Source organism: Desulfonema magnum (genome assembly GCF_017377395.1).
GTDB classification, from domain to species: Bacteria; Desulfobacterota; Desulfobacteria; order Desulfobacterales; family 4be13; genus Desulfonema_C; species Desulfonema_C magnum.
In genome coordinates this window covers 4,804,818-4,827,321 of sequence record NZ_CP061800.1, presented here as the reverse complement: position 1 = coordinate 4,827,321, position 22,504 = coordinate 4,804,818, and the positions used below count along the sequence as shown (strand labels likewise).

The window sequence follows — 22,504 nt, the reverse complement described above, 5'->3', positions numbered from 1 at the left end:
CGGACAAAAGAGGGTGAAAACAGGCAGCAGCAGAATATTTTTCTTTTGTGGTTAAATAAAACATCCGGGACGTCAAAGGTTTCGGAAAAAGAGAGGAGGCCAAAAAAAATGAAAAACAGTGTGATCAATTTTCTTTATCTCACGGCCGGCGACTATCCTTCCGCTCCCTGTGTCACAGATGGTCAGGGCGTCCTAACCTTTGGTCAGCTCTTTTCAAGCGCCTCGGATCTCGCGGAAGAACTGAAACAGGGCCGCGAAACAAACCAGCCGATACTTGTTTATCTGCCCAAGGGAATTTCGGCCATTGTATCTTTTGCAGGCATTCTGATTTCAGGAAATTTTTATGCGCCTGTGGATATCAGATCACCCAAAAACCGCCTAAAGGCAATTATTGAAAACCTTGTTCCGTATCGGATCGTGAGCGCCCGGGCCTATGCGGAAGACTTGCAGGAGTTATCCGTACCTGATGAACGCATTATTTTCCTGGAAGATATTCCCCAAGGTACCCGCCCTGTGGACGAATTAATTGCAAAAGCCCGTGAGACAACCGATCAGATTATTGACACGGACCCCTGCTATGTGATGCACACCTCCGGTTCCACGGGAATACCAAAAGGGGTGGTCATTCCGCACCGGGGCGTTATTGATTATATTGAATGGGCTATCCCCTGTCTTAACGTCGCTAATAATGAGGTTATCGGCAGCCAGGCCCCGTTATACTTTGATAATTCAACCCTGGATATTTATCTGAGCTGGGCTGTCGGGGCAAAACTTGACCTGATTCCCGACGGTCTGTTCGTGTTTCCGGTGAGACTCATCGAATACATGGAAGCACAGGAGATCACCTTTATCTTTTTCGTTCCCTCGGTGCTGGTCAATATTTCCAAAATGAACCTCTTGCGCCCGGACCGGCTGCCAGCCCTTAAAAAGGTGGTTTTTGCCGGTGAAGTCATGCCCACAAAACATCTGGCCTATTGGCAGGAAATTTTGCCGGATAAATTATATGTGAATCTCTACGGGCCTACGGAAATCACAGTGGATTGCACCTATTTTATTGTAAATCAGAAGTATGAACCCCATGAAAGTCTGCCCATCGGATTTCCATGCCATAATTCAGGCATTCTCATTCTCAATGATGAGGATCGCCCTGCCAGGGCCGGAGAGCAGGGAGAACTCTGTGTCCGAGGATCATCTCTTGCCTTAGGATACTGGAACAATCCTGAAAAAACCGAACAGGTCTTTACCCAGAATCCCCTTCAGAAGAACTATCCTGACCGCATTTATCGGACAGGGGACCTTGTGTATCAGAATGGCCGTAATGAAATTATCTATGTGGGCAGAAAAGATTCCCAGATTAAGCACATGGGAAACCGCATTGAGCTGGGAGAAATCGAAACCGCGGTCATGGCGATTCCTCATATTGATAATTGTTGTGTTCTTTACAATGAAGACAAACAGGAGATCACACTTTTTTATGAAGGAAAAGCGGAAATCTCTGTAAGTGATTTAAGGAAATCGCTGATTCAGACCCTGCCCAATTATATGATTCCGAGGAAGTCTCATTATTTTGAAAAATTACCTTTTAATCCCAACGGCAAAATTGACAGAAAGGCGTTGAAAAATGAGTTCTTTTAATATCATCGTAATGGGCTTTGGGAAAATGCCGGCAGATTGCACCAACATTCTGCTCTCTGAAAATGTCCCGGTTCAATGCATATGGGAGACAGAGCAAAGCGGGCTTCCCACGCTTGAGGGGCTGTGCGCCAGATTTGATATTCCTTTTGAAAGACCGTCCCGGAATAAGACAACAGCGTTGTTAAATTCGCTGACAGATCCCACGGTGGTGTTCAGCATTAACAACAACTATTTATTTCCGGAGACCGTATTAAAAAAGGATAATCTGAGAATTATAAATTTTCATAATTCACTCCTTCCGTCATATCCGGGTCACGGACGAAGCACAACCACCTGGGCAATATTCAACGGGGAATCCCGGCACGGTGTGACATGGCATTTGGTAAATGCCGGTATTGACAACGGCGACATACTGCGCCAGGAAGAATTTTCCATATCTGAGACAGATACGGCATTGAAAGTCATGATGCGTGCAATATCACTGGGCACGGATATTTTTTCCAGATATTGGCAAACATTTATTTCTCCTGAGTGTACAGGACGCCCCCAGGGTCCGGGACAAGGCCGGATGTGTAAGCGTAATGACATACCAAATAACGGATATATAGAGACTTCCTGGGATTTCGATCTCATGGGACGCTTCCTGCGCAGCACAGACTACGGGCCTTTTAAACTGATGCCGTCTCCGAAAATCAGCATAAACGGAGAAATATATGTCGCACCTCGGTATGAAATAAACAAAGAAACCAGGCCCGGAGGTCGGGAATTACTTCTTAAACGCTCTTCGGACGGGAATTTAAACGAAGCTGAATTTATTTACAAACAAGGAAGAATCAGACTCTTTCTGCAAAAGGAGGCTTAATATGCGTGAGGTATTGGACATTTTAAAGGATATTCATCCTGAGCATGATTTTTCCGAATCTGAGAATTTCATTTCAGACGGTCTCCTTGATTCATTTGATATTGTGACCATCGTTGCCGCATTGGAAGAAAAGTTTGCTTTTACCATTGACGGGGAAGATGTCACGCCGGAAAATTTCATGAATCTTGAAACCCTTGGGCAGTTCGTACAGCATTATCTGTCCCTCAGTCATCCTTAATTTTCACAAGGAGGTTATCATGGATTTCAAGTTTTTTAACAAAAAAATTTCAGGTATTTTGTCGGTGGTTCCGAGTCATTGTGTGAATTTTTTGGATGAAATGGACTCTTATGGTTTTTCAGAAGGAAAATGCCTGAAACTTCAGAAAGTAATGGGATTTAACCAACGCCGTATCGTAGAGGGGGATGAATGCGCTTCGGACCTCTGCCTTTTCGGGCTTGAATATCTGTTGGATAAGAAGCTGCTGAACAAAGATGACATTGACGCGCTGATTTTTATCACCCAGACGCCGGATCATTTTATTCCGCCCACCAGTGCGATTCTGCATGGCAAACTGGGGCTCGGACCCGATGTATTGTGTTTTGATATTAATCATGGATGTGCGGGGTATTTGTATGGTCTTCTCCAGGCATTTATGCTGCTGGGACAACCCACTATCAGCAAAGTGATTCTTCTGAACGGTGATACCCTGAGCCGTTGTTCATGTCCCAAAGATCGGAATATTTATCCGCTTATCGGTGATGCCGGAACAATTTCTGTTGTGGAAAATACAGATGAGGATAATGATATTTTTCTGAATCTGAAAATGGACGGTTCCCGCAGTGACTGGCTTATTGTACCGGCAGGAGCCTTTCGGGCCCCCTCCACCGAGGAAACGCGTGAGGTCAGGATACTGCCGGACGGCAATAAGAGGAGTGACGAGGATTTTTATATGAACGGGGCCGGGGTGTTTACTTTTTCTCAGACAGACGTGCCTGATGCAATAAAATCGCTCTTTCAATTTGCAGACATGGGCATGGATGAGATAGATTATTTTATGTTTCATCAGCCCAATCGTTTTATGCTTGAAAAGCTTGCGCGAAAACTGGATGTCCCTGTGGAAAAAATGCCGGCCAATGTGGTTGAAAATTATGGAAATTCCAGTTCCGCATCTGTCCCGGTAAACATTTGCCACAATATCAGCCATCTTTTATCAGAAAAAACAATGAAGATTTGTATGTCCGGGTTTGGCGTGGGCCTTTCCTGGGGAGGGCTTATTATGGATATGGGGCCTTTGAAATTTTGCGAGCTGGTAGAGAAGTAAAAGCCGTCGTCCCCTCCCTCCCTTCGACAAGCTCAGGGAGCGGCGTGATCTGAGCCTCGGAGCGGCGTGAGCGGCATTCCCCGAACCCGGAGCGGCGTGAGCGGCATTCCCCGAACCCGGAGCGGCGTGAGCGGCATTCCCCGAACCCGGAGCGGCATTCCCCGAACCCGGAACGGCATTCCCTGAACCCGGAGCGGCGTTGTCCGAACCCGGAGCGGCGTGAGCGGCGTTCCCCCGAACCCGGAGCGGCATTCCCCGAACCCGGAGCGGCATTCCCCGAACCCGGAGCGGCATTCCCCGAACCCGGAACGGCATTCCCTGAACCCGGAGCGGCGTTGTCCGAACCCGGAACGGCGTGAGCGGCATTCCCCGAACCCGGAGCGGCGTTGTCCGAACCCGGAACGGCGTGAGCGGCATTCCCCGAACCCGGAGCGGCGTTGTCCGAACCCGGAGCGGCGTGAGCGGCATTCCCCGAACCCGGAGCGGCGTTGTCCGAACCCGGAGCGGCGTGAGCGGCATTCCCCGAACCCGGAGCGGCGTTGTCCGAACCCGGAGCGGCGTGAGCGGCATTCCCTGAGTCCGGAGCGGCGTTCCCTGAGCCTGTCGAAGGGGACAAATAGAAGTAAAACCTTAGGCGTTAAACATTATCAGGAGATAATTGGAGGATTGAAATGGCTTCGTCACTGACCAAGAAACTGTTTGCCAAAATTGCATTTTTTGCTCCCGGAGGATTTACATTCAGACCGTGGCTGCACAGGGCCCGAGGCGTTCAGATGGGAGAGAATGTATGGATCAGCCAATATGTTTACATAGATGAGGTTCATCCTGAAAATGTCATTATAAAAGACAATGTCGGGATCGGACTCAGAAGCACAATATTTGCTCATTTTTACTGGGGAAAGTACAAGCCCGGTAAAAGAGTCGGAAAGGTGGTGATAGAAAAGAATGTTTACATCGGAGCGCATTGCGTTATCCTTCATGATGTGACCATAGGCGAAGGATCGGTCATCGCCGCGGGTTCCGTGATAAATAAAAACGTCCCTCCGGGTGTTTTATACGGGCCCCCTTCAGCATCGCCTTTGGCAAGGGTGACGCGTCCGCTTATAAAGGGTGTAAGTCATAAGGAATTTCTTTCAGGGTTACGAAAACTTTAATTTATATTTGTTTTCTGTCCTGTTCAGAGAAAAAAGCAGAATCAGTAGATCGAAATTTTTTTTCAACATACTGATTTTAATTTTTGGACTTTTCCAATCAAAAAAGATTATAAAAACAGTATGTTTAAAACATAACTAACTAAAAAATGTTTTTTCCGAATTTCCATAGAGATTCGGAAAAAACAGAAAGTTGTGTCCGAGAGATTTGTCCTTATTTTTCAGGATGATGCCAGAAATTATTTGGAATTTCAGAGAAGTAATAAAGCTTTTCGATCTGCTGAGAATAAGAAAAGTGTCTGAGTATCTGAGCCTTTCAATTTAAAATTCAGACACTTGTATGGTTTAGATTTTTATAAATTCCTAATACTTGATGTTCAAGTTTTTTTTGTCATTCCTGCTTTCGCAGGAATGACAGGCTTTTTAGTCGAACCGGGTCAAAAAACTTGAACATCGAGTAATAAGCACCCGCAAAGTTTTCTGATATCTGCTTATAACAGAATAGGAAAGAAAGGAATCTGAAGATGGACAGATTGAAAATGAATTCAGCTTATTATCAATTAAAACCAATGATTCCGAGAAGGTTTCAAATATGGATGCGGAGCAAATACATCCGTCGAAAACGTCCGGCCTTCTCAAATGTCTGGCCGATTCTTGAAAAAGCCAGCAAGCCACCGATGAAATGGCCCGGATGGCCTGATAAGAAAAAGTTTGCCTTAGTCCTGACTCATGATGTGGACACTGCAAAAGGTCAGAAAAAATCTCTTAACCTAATGAAACTTGAGAAAAAGTTAGGATTTCGATCTGCTTTTAATTTTGTTCCTGAACGTTACAGAGTCTCCGCTGTGTTGCGTAATCACCTGAAGAGTAACGGATTTGAGGTGGGGGTTCATGGTCTGAATCATGATGGCAAGCTTTTTCAGTCAAAGGAAATATTCCAGGAACGTTCCTTCAGGATTAATCATTACTTAAAAGCATGGGACGCGGTGGGTTTTCGTTCTCCGGCCATGCATCACAACCTGGACTGGATCCATGATCTGGCTATTGAATATGATTCATCCACATTTGATACAGATCCTTTTGAACCTCAGCCTGACGGGGTTGCTACGATTTTTCCGTTTTGGGTGACAAAAAATTCCAATTGTGAGGGATATATGGAACTTCCCTATACCCTGCCCCAGGGTTTCACATTATTTGTTCTCATGAAAGAGAAAAACATAGCTATTTGGAAGCAAAAACTGGATTGGATTATGCAAAAACGCGGAATGGCCCTTGTGAACACCCACCCTGATTATATGAATTTTGATTCAGAAAAATCGGGATTTGAGGAATACCCGGCCACGTATTATTCAAATTTTTTAAATTACATAAAAACGAAATATGAGGGGCAGTATTGGCATGCATTGCCCAGGGAAGTCACATCTTTCTTAACAGCCGAGTATCAGAAATGAAAAATCATTACGAAAACAGAGCAAAAAAAATTCGGACTGATTTTGAGAATTCACCCCATGTGCTGTTCTCTTATCCGATAATAAAAGGGTAATCCCGTACAACCCGAAAATACCAAACGCCCCGCCTTGCAAAGTATTGTTGACAGAATAGTGGCAATGTTAAAGCCAGATCACTGAACACTCGATGATCAAGTTTTTTGATCCGATTCGAACAAAAAACTTGTCATTCCTGCGAAAGCAGGAACCCATTTTTAACCGATGCGGCGATTCCGGGAGCTGTGGATTCCTGCTTTCGCAGGAATGACAGAAAAAACTTGAACATCGAGTGAACATTTCTTTTACCGTACTGAAACACTGCCATTAGTTCGTAAGAAATATGGATGAAATACATGTCTGTTTGCAATTGCCGGCCCCGGAAGATTTTGACAACCTTCCGGGCTTTATGGGGAAATTTTTTTGTCCTTATTCCTAACTAAAAAATTTATTAACACTTGATAATCAAGTTTTTGACCTGAATCGAACAAAAACCTGTCATTCCTGCGAAAGCAGGAATCCGTTTTCCGCAGATTTTACGAATCCGAAGACAGTGGATTCCTGCTTTCGCAGGAATGACAGAAAAAAAATTTGATTATCGAGTAACAAGAAAAATTCCGTGTGATGGGAGAGAAAAAATTTTTATACTTTTTAAACGAAACAGTCTTGAATATTTTCATAGTATTTGATAACAAGAGAATCCCGTCTGACAGAACAGAGGGGATTCTTGTGTTTTTTGAATGAAATAATTTTAATTATTGGTGGTTATATTTTACAGGAGGAAAAATGCAAATTTTGCTTAACAGATTTTCTGTAACATTCTGGATAATGCTCATGGGTATTTTGATAATGGCCTGTAGCAGTCCTGAAGAAAAAAAAATAAAGTTCCTGGAAAAAGGCAAATCGCTTTATGAAAACGCGGACTATATAAAGGCCCGGTTGGAATTCAAAAACGCGCTTCAGATTGATCCTGAATTTGCAGATGCCTATTACATGCTCGGAATGACAGCGTTTAAACAGGGAGATTTCAAAAAAGCTTACGGACTTTTTTTGAAAACCGTGGGACTTTCTCCGGACCATTTGGATGCCCACCTGCAACTCGGGAAATTGTTCCTCGGTGGAAAGGTTGCTGATAAGGCCAGGGAAAAAGCAGAACTGATTCTGAAAGCGGATCCTGAAAATCAGGAGGCGCTCATTCTGAAAGGAGCTGTTTTGCTGGCTGAAAAAGATGCCGAAGGGGCTATCGCACATTTGAAAGGGCTTCTGGAAAAGGGTATAAAAAAACCTGATGTATATCGGTTGCTATCTTCAGCGTATTCGAAAACAAAAGATGCCCGGAATGCAGAAGATTCGCTTAAAAGCGGGATCAGGGCAAATCCTGAGTCTGTGAGACTTCATATTGAACTGGCCATATTTTACAACAAAAATAAGCGGACAGAAGACGCTGCGGAAGTGCTTAAAAAGATCATCGCACTGGAGCCGGACAAAATGAGTCACAAATTTACTCTGGCCAGTATTTATTGGGATTTTGACCGTAAGACAGAGGCTGCTGGTCTGCTCAGTGAAATCATTTCATCAGATCCGAGAAATGAGGAAAATCGGATAAATATCGCCAAATTCTATGTTACAAAAAAACAATTTGAGGATGCCGAACGGGAACTTAAAGCAGGAATCAGCGAGATTGAAAAGAGCTTTGATCTTCGCTTTCTGCTGAGTGATTTATATCTGAATCTCAAAAAAACAGATAAGGCTCTTGAGGTGTTACAAAAATGCCTCTCGCTTGATAAAGACCCCGCAAGTCCGGGTATCATCCGGACTAAAAATGCTTTTGCAAAGGTTTATCTCTTGCTGAAGGACATTGACAAAGCGGAAAAATATGTGGATGAAGTACTCAGAGAGAGTCCTAAAAATGTGGATGCTCATTTTACAAAAGGAAATATTTGTCTCCTGAAAGGTGACGGGATGAACGCCATTTCCGAATTCAGGACTGTTGTAAATGAGAAACCACAGTCCGTAACCGGGCTTCTTCGGCTGGCACAGGCCCATATATTGAATCAGGAAACTGAGCTTGCCATTGACACACTTCAGAAAGTCTTGAAGATTGATCCCGGATCAAGGGATGCGCGGATGATTTTGTCACGCGTTTATGTGCTTAAAAAAGACTATAAAGAAGCTGAAAATCAACTGATAAAAATATTGGAAAATAATCCTGATGATCACAAAGTTCGGGCAAACCTGGGAGATTTATTCCTTGGTCTGAAAGACGTTGATCGTGCCGAGAGAGAATATAAAAAAATAAAGGAGAAGGCTCCGGAAAATCCTCTCAGCTATTTGAAACTCGGTCGCGTGTACGCCAAACAGAAAAAATGGGCAGCAGCAATGACTGAGATGGAACAAGGATACAAAGCCAACCCGCGTTCCGCGTCCATACTCACCTCTCTGATTCGGATCTGTATGATACAGAAAAAATTTGATACTGCCATTTCAATCTGTGAAGCGCGTATCCGGCAAAACCCCAAAGAAGCATTTTCCCATGATTTGCTGGGCCGAATCCATACCACCCGAAAAGATTATGACAAAGCAGAGGAATCGTTTCAGAAAGCCATTGATATTCGGCCGCTGTGGCAGGCACCTCATAACAACCTTGCCAGACTTTACCTGATCCAGGGTAAGAAAAAAGAAGCTGTTGAAAAATTTGAGGCCGCATTAAAGGCCAATCCCAAAAATATTGCTGCTTATTTGTCTCTGGGGCATCTTTACGAACAAAGCGAGGATTATCCCAAAGCCCGGGAGGTTTACGAAAAATCGCTTGAAATGAATCCGAACCTCTGGACCGCGGCAAACAACCTCGCTTTTCTGCTCTGTGAGCATTCTGAGTCCGAGGCAGACCTTAAAAAAGCACTCACTCTGGCCCAGAAAGCTCTGAAACTTCGGCCTGATGAACCCGTGGTTATGGATACCCTCGGATGGATTTACTATAAAAAAGGCGAACCTAACCGCGCACTGGCTCTCATCGAAAAAGCCCTTTCCAATGATCCTGAAAGTTCTGTCCTTAATTACCATATGGGCATGGCTTTTTATAAAACCGGACAGATGAGCGAGGCAAAAGAAAAACTCCGAAAAGCAGTTGATGCGGATGAAAGCTTCTATGGAAAAGAAGAAGCAAAAAAGATATTGTCGGAACTTGAAACTTGAAACTCGAAACTTGAAACTCGAAACTTGAAACTCGAAACTCGAAACTCGAAACTTGAAACTCGAAACTTGAAACTCGAAACTCGAAACTCGAAACTCGAAACTCGAAACTCGAAACTTGAAACTCGAAACTTGAAACTTGAAACTCGAAACTCGAAACTCGAAACTCGAAACTGAAAACATGAATGATGAAATGTATAATAAAGCTATTGTTTTTCATTTGGATATGTATAATAGTGGCATCTGTATGGGCCGTTGAGGAAAATGAATTTTCTGTAACTGCTGAACAGGAAATTCCTGTTCAGGGACAGGTTTCTGAAATTTCTACAATGACTGAAGAAGAAATCTCCGGTAAGCATCCGGAACAGACTTCTGAACTTCCTATAATGACTGAAAAGGAAATCCCTGAACAGGGGCCGGAACAGACTTCTGAATTTCCTATGGCGACTGAAGAGGAAATTCTCCCTGATCAGGGGTCGAAAAAGGTTTCTGATGTTGCAGAGGGGTGGCCAAGACCGCCTTATATTATCGGTTCCGGGGATGTTCTTTATATATCTGTTTGGAAAAATAATGATATGACAAGGTTGGCAACGGTCCTTCCGGATGGAAAGGTGTCCTTTCCTTTGATCGGAGAAATCTTGGCCGCGGGAAAGACGGCCGCTCAGTTAAAAAAAGAATTGGAAGCCAGGATATCTCCCCGGTTCATACTTGAACCGGTTCTCTCTGTGGAAGTTCAGCAAGTAAACAGCATGCTGATTTATATTATCGGAAAGGTCAATAATCCCGGCCGATTTGCTCTGAATACCAATATTAATGTTTTGCAGGCGCTTTCTATGGCCGGGGGGCTGAATCCTTTTGCAAAAAGAAATAAAATTAAAATATTCCGGGAGGAGGGAGATCAGACAAAGATATTTGAATTCAGATATGACGATGTTTCCGACGGAATCCACTTGGAACAGAACATCCGGCTCAAAAGGGCGGATGTGATTGTTGTGCCTTGAAACTTGAAACTCGAAACTTGAAACTCGAAACTTGAAACTTGAAACTTGAAACTCGAAACTCGAAACTCGAAACTCGAAACTCGAAACTCAAGGCTTCAATGAGAACTTTCATGCATCGTTTTAAAATTATTACGCTTCTATCTTTGTCAGTTATTCTTCAGGTGCTTTTTTCCCCATACAACATAAGGGGGGATGAATTCATACTCATTCCTTCAATGGCTTTGAAGCAGGAATATAATGAATATGCGGAAGATTTCATCACAACCGTCTCACCGGGAGTAAAACTCACAGAGAGGACAGAGCGACTCGATTCAGGTCTTTCCGGTCGGATTGATCAGGTCATATATGCTGAAAACAATGAATATAACGCGCTGAATCATCATTATACAGGGCAAATCGCTTATCGCCTGACAGAGAGAATGCGGGCTTCTTCTGAGGCATCCTACATAAAGGATTCCCGACGGGACAGGGATGTGGAAGAAACCGGTCTTGTTCTGGGCACAGCAACGCGTGAGCGATATCACTGTGCTTTCTCAGGGAGCTATCTTGTTTCGGAAATAACTGCAATGGCCCTGTCATACGCGTATGATGAGGATGCTTTTGATGACCCTGAGTTCGTCACTTACCGTTCTGATAGCGTAAATATCGGTCTCACACATAACCTGAGTTACTTTGTCCCGCTGATGGTGGGACGCATGAACTTGGGATATGCCCGATATGATTTTACGAGCGCAATAACAGAGAATTATCTGTTGACTGTCGGCGCAAGCTGGGAGCTGAGTGAAACCCTGAGCCTTCTCGTTGATTTTGGCGGTCGTTACACTTTTTCCGAATACAATAAATATGCATGGACATCAGATTATCAGCTTGTGCCTTATGTTGAAAAAGATGAAGCATGGGCTACAACAGGGAAAGTTGATCTGACCTTTACAGGCGAGCTTATGAAATGGACATTTACGCTTTCCCAGGATATCAGAGCGGCCAGCGGCAGAGTCGGAACAACTGAAAGGACAATGCTGGCATTCAATATTAATCAAAGATTTACAGACAAGTTTCGGGGAAATTTGTCTGCAAGATACTACCTGAACCTGGCGGACCAGGAAGGTGTCACGACAGATGAGGAACATACCCTGCGTATCAGTTCCCGGCTTCGTTACGATTTTACAAGAGATATCAGTCTTGAAGCGTCTTATGCGTTCACCACCGTCATAGACAGGGAAGCGGACACAACAACACACCGGAATCTTATCTTCACACGCTTTATTTTCCGCTATCCTTTTTTCGAGTAACCAATGAATGTTGAATAACATTCCCGTCATGCTCGGTTCGGATTGGCAAATCCGAGACGTTCATGAGGATTTAAGTACCTGAACAAAAGTTTTTATATATCTTTGCCTGCGAACGGCGGAGAAACCCGGCTTTTTCCTTCAGAGGCCGCGGATCATTCCGGGAAAAAAGCCGGGTTTCTTTTCCGAACAGATATCAGAAAACTTATGATCTGGTACTTATCAAGCCTCGGTAAGCAAAGCAATGGGAATTTTATTATTTTATTTAGTCAGCGTTCTTAAAAAGTTCTGACTCAGAAAAAATTCAGGAGGAAGTTATTTTACATGGAAGCAAATGAGATGACGCTGAACGATTATGTTGACGCTGTGAAGCGGAGAAAATGGAGCATAATTCTCCCAGCTTTTATCGTATTTTCAGTTGCCGCGGCTGTTGCCATGATGCTACCCTCTGTCTTCAAATCCACGGCAACGATTCTCATTGAAGGACAGGAGATTCCCTCTGATTTTGTCATGGCCACAGTGACAAGTTATGTTGAGCAGCGTCTGCAATCCATTAATCAGCGAATTATGAGTACTTCAAGACTTTCTGAGATGATCAGCCGTTTCGGACTATATAAGGACCTGCAGGGCAGATGGACCACTGAGGAAATTATTGAAAAGATGCGTGAGGATATCATGCTGAATACCATCAGCACCGAGGTAATGGACCGCCGCACCGGAAGAGCCATGTCTGCCACTATTGCTTTTACGCTTTCTTATGAGGGAAAATCACCGACCAAGGTTCAGCAGGTTACCAACATGCTCGCTTCTCTGTATCTTGAAGAAAACCTCCAGGTTCGAAAGCGTCAGACCAAAGAAACCTCCCTGTTCTTGGAAGATGAGATGGAAAAAGTGAAAACTGACCTTGCCACGATTGAAAAAAATATTTCAGATTTCAAAAAGGAGCATATTAACGAGCTTCCTGAGATGCTCCAGCTTAATATTCAGGGGCTGAACAATATTGAACGCAATATTGAACGCCTGGAAGAGCAGTTACGCAGTCTGAAGGAGAGAGAGGGCTATCTTCAGACCCAGCTCGCCAGTATTCCTCCAGAACTGGACCAGGACAAAAACCGGCTGGAAGAATTGAAGATTCAGCTCATATATCTCAGAAGTCAGTTTTCCGATGAATATCCGGATGTGATCAAAACAGCAAATGAAATTGCAGAACTTGAAAAAAAAATGGGGGAATTGCCCGGTATATCTGACGCCGAAAATGATCGCCCGGATAACCCGGCATACATCACACTGGCGTCCCAGCTTGCCAGCACCCGGGCTGATCTTAAATCCGTTAAACAGCAGATCCGCAAACTCGAACGGAATATGGATGAATATCGCGGCAGGATCGAAGCCACGCCCAAGCTCGAAGAGCAATATAATGAGTTTGTCATGGAGAGGAACAACACACATGCCAAGCTGAATGACCTTATGAGAAAACTGATGGAGGCCAAGGTGGCATACGGCCTTGAGGAAGGACAGAAAGGAGAACGCTTTACGCTGATTGATCCGCCCGGACTTCCGGAAAAACCCTTTAAACCGAACCGAAAGGCAATCATATTAATCGGGGTTGTACTTGGTATGGGAGCCGGAGCCGGCATCGGGGCTTTAAAGGAGTTCACTGATCCTTCGGTACGAAATGCCGGAACCCTTGTCGCTGCCACCTCTTTTCCTGTTCTGGCGAGTATTCCCGTAATCGTCACCAAAAGGGACAGAAATATCATAAGAATAAAACGTATTATCCTTATGATCGGGGTGATTCTGGTGATTGCCGCGGGCGTGGCCGCGTTTCACTATCTGGTCATGGATCTTGACATATTCCGGGCCAAGGTTGCACGATTACTGGATAAACATCAAATTTTACCCGAGGTGGTCATGGAGATGATAAGACCATGAAACTGAAAAAACTGTTGAGCAGGAGAAAAAAATCACTATGGGAAAACAGGTCAGCAATACCAATTGAAAATCCGGCGGCCTCTTCCGACCCCGGATTTGCCGAGGTTGATCTTAAAAAAGCGGGTGAAAACCGATGCGTGTGCATATTTCCATATGCCAAGGAGACGGATTTCTACAGAGTTCTCCGGGAACAGATCCAGCAGCGCACCCGGGAAAAAGACTGGAACACACTGATGATCACCAGCGCGCACCCGGGAGAAGGAAAGACCCTGACTGCGATTAATCTGGCTGTCACTTTTGCCAAAGCCTTTGACGGAAACGCGCTGCTGGCGGACTGCGATCTGAAACACCAGAATATCCAACATTACATGGGTTTTCCGAGTAAAAGAGGGCTGGCTGATTATCTTCTGGATAACCGGCCCCTTAAAGATATTATTATCCGGCCGGATGTTGAAAAACTGTCAGTCATCTCCGGGGGGCGGATGATCCAGGACAGCTCGGAACTTCTCGGCTCTCAGAAGATGAAAACACTTGTTGCAGAGATGAAGAGCCGTTATGAAGATCGTTATATATTTTTAGATGTTCCTCACATCCTCGGAAAAGCGGATGCCATTGCCCTTGCGCCTCTGGCTGACTGTATTCTCATGGTGGTTCAGGCGGGAAGGACCTCTGTCCATGATGTCAGAAAGGCTCTTGAACTGATTCCTAAAGATAAATTTTTGGGCTTTATACTGAATCAGATGTAACCACCTTTGAACAAGCGGGAGTCATGTGATATCGCCACGGGTGTGTTTTATGAGGCAGATAAAAAAAAGCTATAAAAAAACTGTCTTCACCGGAACAATATGGTTATAAAAACTGTCTGACGTATTGCAGAAGAATTTTAAAAAAATTCCCCAGACCGCTGGCAACTGAAACAGACAAAAGGATTAACAAAGCCACGATGATAATTGCCGGTATGGAGGCGAAGACCCATTTGACCATAAACATTACCATTGACCAAAAAGGTATCTTAATGTCTGTTATGACAACTTCCTGCTGATTACGGTTTTTTACTGCGGAAACAACTTTCCTGGCGCTGACAGATGACTTTGTTCCTTTCTTACTCATTATCAGGGATGCGCCGCATTTTTCACAAACTTTAGCTTTATCCAGGTTTTTCCTGTTGCATTGGGGACATATTCTCATTTGAAATCCTTAACTATTTTTTTATTACATAAAAAATTATAAAATCCGATCACGACAGGTCAGAAACGCTGATGAACGCGAACCCTTAATCTGTGTTAATCTGTGGTTCAGACGCTTTGACTTTGTTCTTTAAAAAGTTCGAGACAAACAGATCACCTTTTGGTGAAACTGGCCGGATTTTATTCATTTCAAGATTTCGTAAACAGATATGTCCGCTCCTGACCTTTCTAAAATTTTTTTCTAATATTGTAGGGCGGGGTTCTGCCCCATATATATCAGACTAAGATCACAATTTATTGTTTTTATTAAGTTTGATTGTGCCGGACTTTATTAAGTCTGATTGTGCCGGACGGGGTTTGCAACCCGTCCGGGATATTTTCGGATCACAGCGGATAAACTTGTGCCGGACGGGATTGCAAATCCCGTCCGGCAAGAAAGTTCTGCCTGACCAATCCTGACTTATCTGAACTTAGCGGGACAGAACCCCGCCCTACTTTAACTCCATTTCATATCCGGCCTTTTGCAGTTCTCCGCAGATATGATCAATGTGGGCGGAACTGCGTGTTTCCAGTTCTATTTCCACACATGAAATATTTATGGGGATATCTTTCACATTGCGGTCATGATAGATATGAAGCACATTCGCTTTCAGATAAGCCACCTGATCCAGCAACCGTGACAGGGACCCGGGAGTATCGCTTAAATGAACCCTTAAACGCATGATTCGTCCGTGTGTCACCAGCCCTTTGCCAATGATTCGTCCCAGAAGGGGGCTGTCCAGATTGCCTCCGCTGATCAGAAGCACCGCTTTTTTTCCCGAGGGAATAACAATAGTCCGGCTTAAAAGCGCGGCCAGAGTAACCGCGCCTGCCCCTTCGGCCAGAACCTTTTTTCGCTCCAAAAGCATGAGTATCGCGGCTGCGATGTGCTGTTCTTCCACCAAAACAACCTCATCCACATATTTTCGGATGATCTTAAAAGTGAGTTCGCCTGTCTGTTTGACCGTTATTCCGTCCGCGATGGATAAGGCTTCTGATTCCACCTTTGTCACTTTCCCTTGTCGGCAGGATTCAAAAGCCGAGGGACAGACAGCAGCCTGAACCCCGATGACTTTGATATCAGGTCTTATGGTTTTTGCAGCCACAGCAATTCCGGAAATCAGTCCGCCTCCGCCAATGGGAACAAGAATGATATCAGCGTGTTTCAGGTCTTCAAGTATCTCCAATGCAATGCTCCCCTGACCTGCGATAATATCCGCATCATCAAAAGGATGGACAAAGGTCTTGCCTTTTCCTGCCAGTTCCTGTGCTTTGCTGAGGCTTTCCGCCACACTCTGACCCGCGATGACAACCTTACCGCCATAGCCTCGCGTGGCCTCCTGTTTGCTGATGGATGCCCATTCAGGCATGACAATAGTAGATGCGATACCTGCCTGTTTTGCCGCAAGCGCCACGCCCTGGGCGTGATTTCCCGCGGACGCGGCAACCACCCCTCCGGAACCGATTTTTTTCAGATGTTTCAGTAATTTATGTGTTGCGCCCCTGATCTTGAAAGCACCTGTTTTCTGAAGATTTTCCAGCTTGAGATATATTTCTCCGCCAAACATCCGGCTGAAGGTCGGTGAATGAACAAGGGGCGTGCGAATCACTCTGCCTTTTATTATCGTTGCCGCCTGCTGAATTGTGTCTATGGTAATCATTTGTGTTCCCTTTCCCCAACTGGTTTTTTCCACCAAATCCGCCCCTCAGTTTCTTATACGGAATCTTATATTTTTTTTCAACATCAGCCGCTGTATCACGAAAATATTTTTTCTTTTACTCCGGCCCCGGCAGCATTACGCTGACAGATTTCCGCTACAGACAATTCTGTTTCTTCCTCTTTTCTTTGCTTCATATAACATCATATCAGCTTGTTTTATCATTCTGTCAAGGGAGTCAGCGGACTCAGCGTATATCCCCATGCTGACTGTGTTTTTGATGATTCTGCCATCAACATGGGTTTCTGATTTTTCAATATGTTTTCTTAATTCTTCGAATATTCTGACAGATTGTTCCGGATCCATATTTACTGCCAATATGCAAAATTCCTCTCCGCCAAAACGGCAAACAATATCTGATTCCCGGAAACGACTCTTTAAAATCCGTGATATATTCTTTATGACCTCATCCCCAGCGTCGTGACCGTAAGTATCATTTACATTTTTAAAGAAATCAATGTCAACCATGGCAATGACAATCGGTATGTTTTGCCTTTTTGCGCTTGCAAGCATTTTACGGCCCGATTCGAAAAAATACCTGCGGTTATAGAGGTCCGTCAGATAATCCTTATTTGAGAATTCTTTAATTTTTTGTATGCGTTCCAGCATTTCAATATTCTGTGTGACTCTGCAATAAAATTCTTCGCTTAAAAACGGTTTATGAATAAAATCATTTGCCCCGTTTTTAATAAACTGGACTGACAAAATATTTTTTTCATGAGCTGATATTCCAATGATTGCAACCTGTTCTTTCTTATACTTCTGCCGAATAATTTTTGTGAGCTGAACCCCGTTCATATCCGGCATACTGAAATCAATGATCATCATTTTTATATCTTTATTTCTGTTCATCACTTTTATGGCTGCGTTTCCGTCACAGGCTTCAAATACAATATACTGATGGACTCGTAACAAATTGCATACAAATGTTCGGAATGCTGTAGAATCATCAACTACGAGAATTTTAATGGTTTTGTTTTGATGAATACGCTGAATCAGAGAAGTGACATATCCGATGGTGGGGACCCCTTCTTTTATCACATAATCCACAATATTTTTCTTGGACCAGATATACTTTCGCACCTTTTCACTATATTCCACTGTGAAAATAATTGAAGGAATGTTTTTTGATACCACAACATCCACAATTTCACCTCTTGTCGCATCAGGGAGATAAAGGTCCAAAAGCGCAATGGAAAAATGCGATTTGTTGTCACTCAGGAGTTTGACGGTCTCTGAAAAAGATTGAACCCATTTTACCTTTATTTGCAAATCAGACTGTAATTTTTTTTTGATCATTGTGCCAAATAACTTACTGTCTTCTACCATCAGTATCTCATGCATAACATCTTCCATTTCACTTATCTGTCGTGAAAAATTATCCTCAATAATAAACGCTCATAAAAAAAGCCGGGTTTTTTTGCCCCCTGATTATGAAAATATTCTCAGATAAAAAACCCGGGTTTTCAAACGGAATAACAGGCTGTGATCCCGGGTCGGATCAAAAAAACTTGATTATCGAGTATTAAGAATCCTTTGGTATTCATAAAAAAATAATAATATAACATAGTAAAATATAGATTCAATAGAAAAATATGGCAGTTCAAACCCGGGGGTCTGAAATTTCCAAAGCCCGGAAACCGGGCACTTCTGCCAAAATGCAAGTTCGGCGCTCCGGACAATCTTTTTCTTAAAGCCTATATCATTTTCTGACCTGTACAGAGAATGTCGGTCAGAAAGCGACTTTGCTGTTGATTTATATCTGATTTATATAATATCTTACATGAAGTTGTATTCGCCCAAATCATAAATTTTTTCAATCCGCGGAAAGGAAGTTTACCATGGCAGTCATAACCATTGCAAGGGAGTTTGGTGCCGGTGGGAAAACCCTGGGCACAAAGGTGGCTGATAAACTGGGCTACACACTTATTGACGAGGAAATCGTGGAAATGGTCGCCAAAGAGGCAAATGTCTCTCCTGACTGGGTGGATTCCATTGCCAAAGAAACAGGCAGCGAGGGGTTCCTGCCGAGATTAATTAAAAAGATAGGACCCTATCGTAAAGGCTATGTGGGCATAGCCATGGAAAAAAATCCGGGCTACATTGACGGTGATCTCTACATATCTATTCTGCACAATATCATTCCTAAAATTGCATCCCAGGACAACGTGATCATCATCGGCCGGGGGGGGCAGTACATCCTCTCGGATCATCCCAATACCTATCATTTTCTGATGATCGCGAAACTGGAACATCGCATCACTTTTATGATGGAAAACTATAACCTGAACCGGAAACAGGCTCAGATCGTCGTAGATAAGCAGGACAAACGCCGACTCAATCTTTACCGGTATTTTGCCAAGACCGATTACAATCATCCCAAGCTTTATCATATGGTGTTCAATATGGACAAAGTCAGGATGGAGGAGGCCGTAAACACCGTTGTTCAATTGGCTTCCGGAGTATCTGCTTCATAGGTTTTGCCATCCTTGAACGCGACAACGGACAAAAAAACCAGACCGCCCAGCACGGAGAATGAGGAGCCTGAAAGCACACCCAGTTTGGAGTAGTTCAGGAACCGGGCATCTGTAAATGACAGACCCGATATAAACAGAGACATCGTGAAGCCGATACCGCCCAGCATGGCAGCACCAGTAATATGGGGCCAGCGGACATCCGCGGGCAGGATCGCGATTCCGAAACGCACAGCCAGGTATGAGGCCAGTGTGATACCAATAGGTTTGCCAATGAGAAGTCCCAGGGCGCAGCCCATTGTCACCGGATGGGTGACCGCGCTGGCAAGGGGTATGTCCTGAAGGGAAAGTCCGGCATTAAAAAACGCGAATATGGGCAGAATAACGAAGACCACCCAGGGGTGCAACGCATGTTCCAATCGCTGGAGCGGTGTTTCCACATTATGACACGCCACTTCCAGGGCGTGAACCGAGTTAAGGTGTTCGGGCCTGATAAAAATGGAATACCAGTGTCCGTCAATGAGCCGGTCCGTATGCATATTATCAATGATCCCCCGGGCTTTCTTCACAAAACGGGCCGTGTTATATTTGCTCCGGGCCGGAACCAGCATGGCTACCACCACGCCGGCCACAGTGGCATGGATTCCGGATCCCATCATACAAAGCCAGGTGCTTATGCCTAACACAATATAAAACGGGACCCAGCGGACCCACATCAGATTGGCAATGAAAAGAATCACCACACATACAGCCATGGCGATCAGGTAACTGGTCACGATGGTCTTTGTATAAAAAATCGCAATGATGAACACTGCTCCCAGATCATCGGCAATTGCAAATGCTGTCAGAAAGACCCTGAGTCCCGGGGGCAGCTTGTTTCCCAGGAGTGCGATGGCACCCAGAGAAAACGCAATATCCGTTGCCACGGGAATTCCCCATCCGCTCATGCCCGGATTGCCAAAGTTGAATACCGTATAGATGATCCCGGGCACGAGCATACCGCCCAGTGCCGCGACCACTGGCAAAAGCGCTATCCTGAAAGAAGCAAGTTCTCCCACCAGGACTTCGCGTTTGATTTCAAGACCCACTGTGAAAAAAAACAGGGTCATAAACCCGTCATTAATCCAATGCAGCAGGGAGTAGCTGATCTTAGCTGTTCCGAAAACCAGTGAAATTTCCAAATGCAGCCAGTGAAGATATTTATATGACAATGCTGAGTTGGCAATAATTATGGCACTGACCGAGGCCAGCATGAGCAGAATGCTGCTGAAGATTTCCTTGTTAAAAAACCAGCGGAATGGTTTATATTCCTGGCCGGAATGATTCAATACTGATATTTCCATTGGATATATCCGCTTTCAACTGAGAGAATATTGCGGAGGGTTAAAATATTGAACGCTTCCCTGACAGACTATTTTATGGAATCGCTCTGAAGTGGTCATTGGCAATCAGCAGATCGAGAAATTTTCAGGCTGTCGCATGACGGACACGACGGACGGGTGAGAAATCCGGTTTTTTCCGGCCGGGGAGACACTTCGTCCGAGAAAAAAGCCGGGTTTTTTTACTGTCCCGCACACATCCCGGAAACTTTTCGATCTACTGACAATAACACTTTTTTTCCGCGTGAAAAAATATGCGGATTTCAAAGCTTGCTTTGTGCGTTTCAACCTATTGGGTATGTTATTCAATGAAATACCCTGTCTCTGAAGAAAAATCAAGCTTATCTGACTAAAAGACAGGCTGAAGATCGCTTCCGGAGTGCAAAAATAGAGCGAAGCGGTTTTTTGCAGCAGAGCAGGCTGAAAATCGCTTCCGGAGTGCAAAAATAGAGCGAAGCGGTTTTTTGCAGCAGAGCAGGCTGAAGATCGCTTCCGGAGTGCAAAAATAAAGCGAAGCGGTTTTTTGCAGCAGAGCAGGCTGAAAATCGCTTCCGGAGTGCAAAAATAGAGCGAAGCGGTTTTTTGCAGCAGAGCAGGCTGAAGATCGCTTCCGGAGTGCAAAAATAGAGCGAAGCGGTTTTTTGCAGCAGAGCAGGCTGAAAATCGCTTCCGGAGTGCAAAAATAGAGCGAAGCGGTTTTTTGCAGCAGAGCAGGCTGAAGATCGCTTCCGGAGTGCAAAAATAGAGCGAAGCGGTTTTTTGCAGCAGAGCAGGCTGAAAATCGCTTCCGGAGTGCAAAAATAGAGCGAAGCGGTTTTTTGCAGCAGAGCAGGCTGAAGATCGCTTCCGGAGTGCAAAAATAAAGCGAAGCGGTTTTTTGCAGCAGAGCAGGCTGAAAATCGCTTCCGGAGTGCAAAAATAGAGCGAAGCGGTTTTTTGCAGCAGAGCAGGCTGAAGATCGCTTCCGGAGTGCAAAAATAGAGCGAAGCGGTTTTTTGCAGCAGAGCAGAACCTTTCCGGAGTGCAAAAATAGAGCGAAGCGGTTTTTTGCAGCAGAGCAGAACCTTTCCGGAGTGCAAAAAATAAAGCGAAGCGGTTTTTTGCAGCAGAGCAGAACCTTTCCGGAGTGCAAAAATAAAGCGAAGCGGTTTTTTGCAGCAGAGCAGAACCTTTCCGGAGTGCAAAAAATAAAGCGAAGCGGTTTTTTGCAGCAGAGCAGAACCTTTCCGGAGTGCAAAAATAAAGCGAAGCGGTTTTTTGCAGCAGAGCAGAACCTTTCCGGAGTGCAAAAAATAAAGCGAAGCGGTTTTTTGCAGCAGAGCAGGCTGAAAATCGCTTCCGGAGTGCAAAAATAAAGCGAAGCGGTTTTTTGCAGCAGAGCAGGCTGAAAATCGCTTCCGGAGTGCAAAAATAGAGCGAAGCGGTTTTTTGCAGCAGAGCAGGCTGAAAATCGCTTCCGGAGTGCAAAAATAGAGCGAAGCGGTTTTTTGCACTCCGGATTTATTTTACTGTATGTAATATATCCTGAACCACTGTGTAATATATTTTTTAAGATAGTGTTGAAACTCCGGAAAGTTTATGATAAAAAATTTGAAAAAATTTCTGCTGTAAATCATTCTGTGGCAGAGGCAGACAGGCTCAACAACTTGTTTAAGAAGACCATGCAGCGTGGTGACACCTTACATCACAGAATATTTATACCAATAAACGGCCATAATCTGCCGCTCACGACAAAGCATGAAAAATTGTTATTTTTCATAGCACTTAACACCTGACACTTTTTCATATAAAAAATCTCCGGCATAAGAAATTCAAATTTTTGCAACCAAGGATAAATGCGGG

The 22,504-nt window shown here is 44.4% G+C and carries 19 protein-coding genes; 14 read left to right on the top strand and 5 right to left on the bottom strand.

All coding sequences use genetic code 11. From position 1 onward, the window contains the following. The first annotated feature begins 108 nt into the window (after positions 1-108). The 13 genes from dnm_RS18535 (at position 109) to dnm_RS18475 (ending at position 14,611) form a co-directional block, all read left to right on the top strand. A complete protein-coding gene (locus tag dnm_RS18535; RefSeq protein WP_207678393.1) occupies positions 109-1,635 on the top strand; it encodes an amino acid adenylation domain-containing protein in 1,527 nt (508 codons plus the stop codon). Beyond that, a complete protein-coding gene (locus dnm_RS18530; RefSeq protein ID WP_207678392.1) occupies positions 1,622-2,497 on the top strand; it encodes a formyl transferase in 876 nt (291 codons plus the stop codon). The genes dnm_RS18535 and dnm_RS18530 overlap by 14 nt, the downstream gene beginning before the upstream one ends. A 1-nt stretch (position 2,498) precedes the next feature. Next, complete coding sequence (locus tag dnm_RS18525) at positions 2,499-2,735, top strand: acyl carrier protein (RefSeq protein WP_207678391.1); 237 nt, start codon at positions 2,499-2,501, stop codon at positions 2,733-2,735. A gap of 19 nt (positions 2,736-2,754) precedes the next feature. After that, positions 2,755-3,819 (top strand): 3-oxoacyl-[acyl-carrier-protein] synthase III C-terminal domain-containing protein, encoded by a 1,065-nt coding sequence (locus tag dnm_RS18520; protein WP_207678390.1) that lies wholly within the window; start codon positions 2,755-2,757, stop codon positions 3,817-3,819. 355 nt (positions 3,820-4,174) lie between these two features. Further along, positions 4,175-4,396, top strand: coding sequence for a hypothetical protein (locus dnm_RS18515; protein WP_207678389.1), 222 nt, complete (start codon positions 4,175-4,177; stop codon positions 4,394-4,396). A 94-nt stretch (positions 4,397-4,490) separates the two neighbouring features. After that, positions 4,491-4,973: an acyltransferase gene (locus tag dnm_RS18510; protein ID WP_207678388.1), complete on the top strand. Its 483-nt coding sequence runs from the start codon at positions 4,491-4,493 to the stop codon at positions 4,971-4,973. Positions 4,974-5,494: 521 nt separating this feature from the next. Next, positions 5,495-6,421 carry a polysaccharide deacetylase family protein gene (locus tag dnm_RS18505; RefSeq protein WP_207678387.1) on the top strand — a complete coding sequence of 309 codons (927 nt, stop codon included), beginning with the start codon at positions 5,495-5,497 and terminating at the stop codon, positions 6,419-6,421. A gap of 819 nt (positions 6,422-7,240) precedes the next feature. After that, positions 7,241-9,649 (top strand): tetratricopeptide repeat protein, encoded by a 2,409-nt coding sequence (locus dnm_RS18500; RefSeq protein WP_207678386.1) that lies wholly within the window; start codon positions 7,241-7,243, stop codon positions 9,647-9,649. Positions 9,650-9,673: 24 nt separating this feature from the next. Further along, the gene (locus dnm_RS18495) at positions 9,674-9,823 is read left to right on the top strand and encodes a hypothetical protein (protein WP_207678385.1); all 150 of its coding nucleotides are present in this window, start codon (positions 9,674-9,676) and stop codon (positions 9,821-9,823) included. 59 nt (positions 9,824-9,882) lie between these two features. Next, positions 9,883-10,647, top strand: coding sequence for a polysaccharide biosynthesis/export family protein (locus dnm_RS18490; RefSeq protein ID WP_207678384.1), 765 nt, complete (start codon positions 9,883-9,885; stop codon positions 10,645-10,647). A gap of 38 nt (positions 10,648-10,685) precedes the next feature. Next, on the top strand, positions 10,686-11,936 hold the full coding sequence (locus dnm_RS18485; RefSeq protein WP_207678383.1) for a porin family protein: 1,251 nt from the start codon (positions 10,686-10,688) through the stop codon (positions 11,934-11,936). Positions 11,937-12,257: 321 nt separating this feature from the next. After that, complete coding sequence (locus dnm_RS18480) at positions 12,258-13,865, top strand: GumC family protein (RefSeq protein ID WP_207678382.1); 1,608 nt, start codon at positions 12,258-12,260, stop codon at positions 13,863-13,865. Beyond that, entirely contained in the window at positions 13,862-14,611 is a 750-nt protein-coding gene (locus tag dnm_RS18475; protein WP_207678381.1) for an AAA family ATPase, read from the top strand. Before dnm_RS18480 ends, dnm_RS18475 begins: the two co-directional genes overlap by 4 nt. Positions 14,612-14,714: 103 nt before the next feature. On the opposite strand, the gene dnm_RS18470 is transcribed toward dnm_RS18475, so the two are convergent. From dnm_RS18470 to dnm_RS18460, 3 genes are all read right to left on the bottom strand, one after another. Then, a complete protein-coding gene (locus tag dnm_RS18470; protein ID WP_207678380.1) occupies positions 14,715-15,053 on the bottom strand; it encodes a zinc-ribbon domain-containing protein in 339 nt (112 codons plus the stop codon). A gap of 490 nt (positions 15,054-15,543) precedes the next feature. After that, a complete protein-coding gene (gene ilvA, locus dnm_RS18465; RefSeq protein WP_207678379.1) occupies positions 15,544-16,785 on the bottom strand; it encodes a threonine ammonia-lyase in 1,242 nt (413 codons plus the stop codon). Positions 16,786-16,887: 102 nt separating this feature from the next. Then, a complete protein-coding gene (locus dnm_RS18460; RefSeq protein ID WP_207678378.1) occupies positions 16,888-18,165 on the bottom strand; it encodes a diguanylate cyclase in 1,278 nt (425 codons plus the stop codon). 485 nt (positions 18,166-18,650) lie between these two features. Between dnm_RS18460 and dnm_RS18455 the strand changes: the two genes are divergently transcribed. Continuing rightward, on the top strand, positions 18,651-19,286 hold the full coding sequence (locus dnm_RS18455) for a cytidylate kinase-like family protein (RefSeq protein WP_207678377.1): 636 nt from the start codon (positions 18,651-18,653) through the stop codon (positions 19,284-19,286). Here the strand turns inward: dnm_RS18455 and nhaA are convergent. Both nhaA and dnm_RS18445 read right to left on the bottom strand, forming a co-directional pair. Next, positions 19,256-20,626 carry a Na+/H+ antiporter NhaA gene (nhaA, locus tag dnm_RS18450; protein ID WP_207678376.1) on the bottom strand — a complete coding sequence of 457 codons (1,371 nt, stop codon included), beginning with the start codon at positions 20,624-20,626 and terminating at the stop codon, positions 19,256-19,258. The two genes, dnm_RS18455 and nhaA, sit on opposite strands and share 31 nt — an antisense overlap. 377 nt (positions 20,627-21,003) lie before the next feature. Continuing rightward, positions 21,004-22,155: a hypothetical protein gene (locus dnm_RS18445; RefSeq protein WP_207678375.1), complete on the bottom strand. Its 1,152-nt coding sequence runs from the start codon at positions 22,153-22,155 to the stop codon at positions 21,004-21,006. Positions 22,156-22,504: the final 349 nt, after the last annotated feature.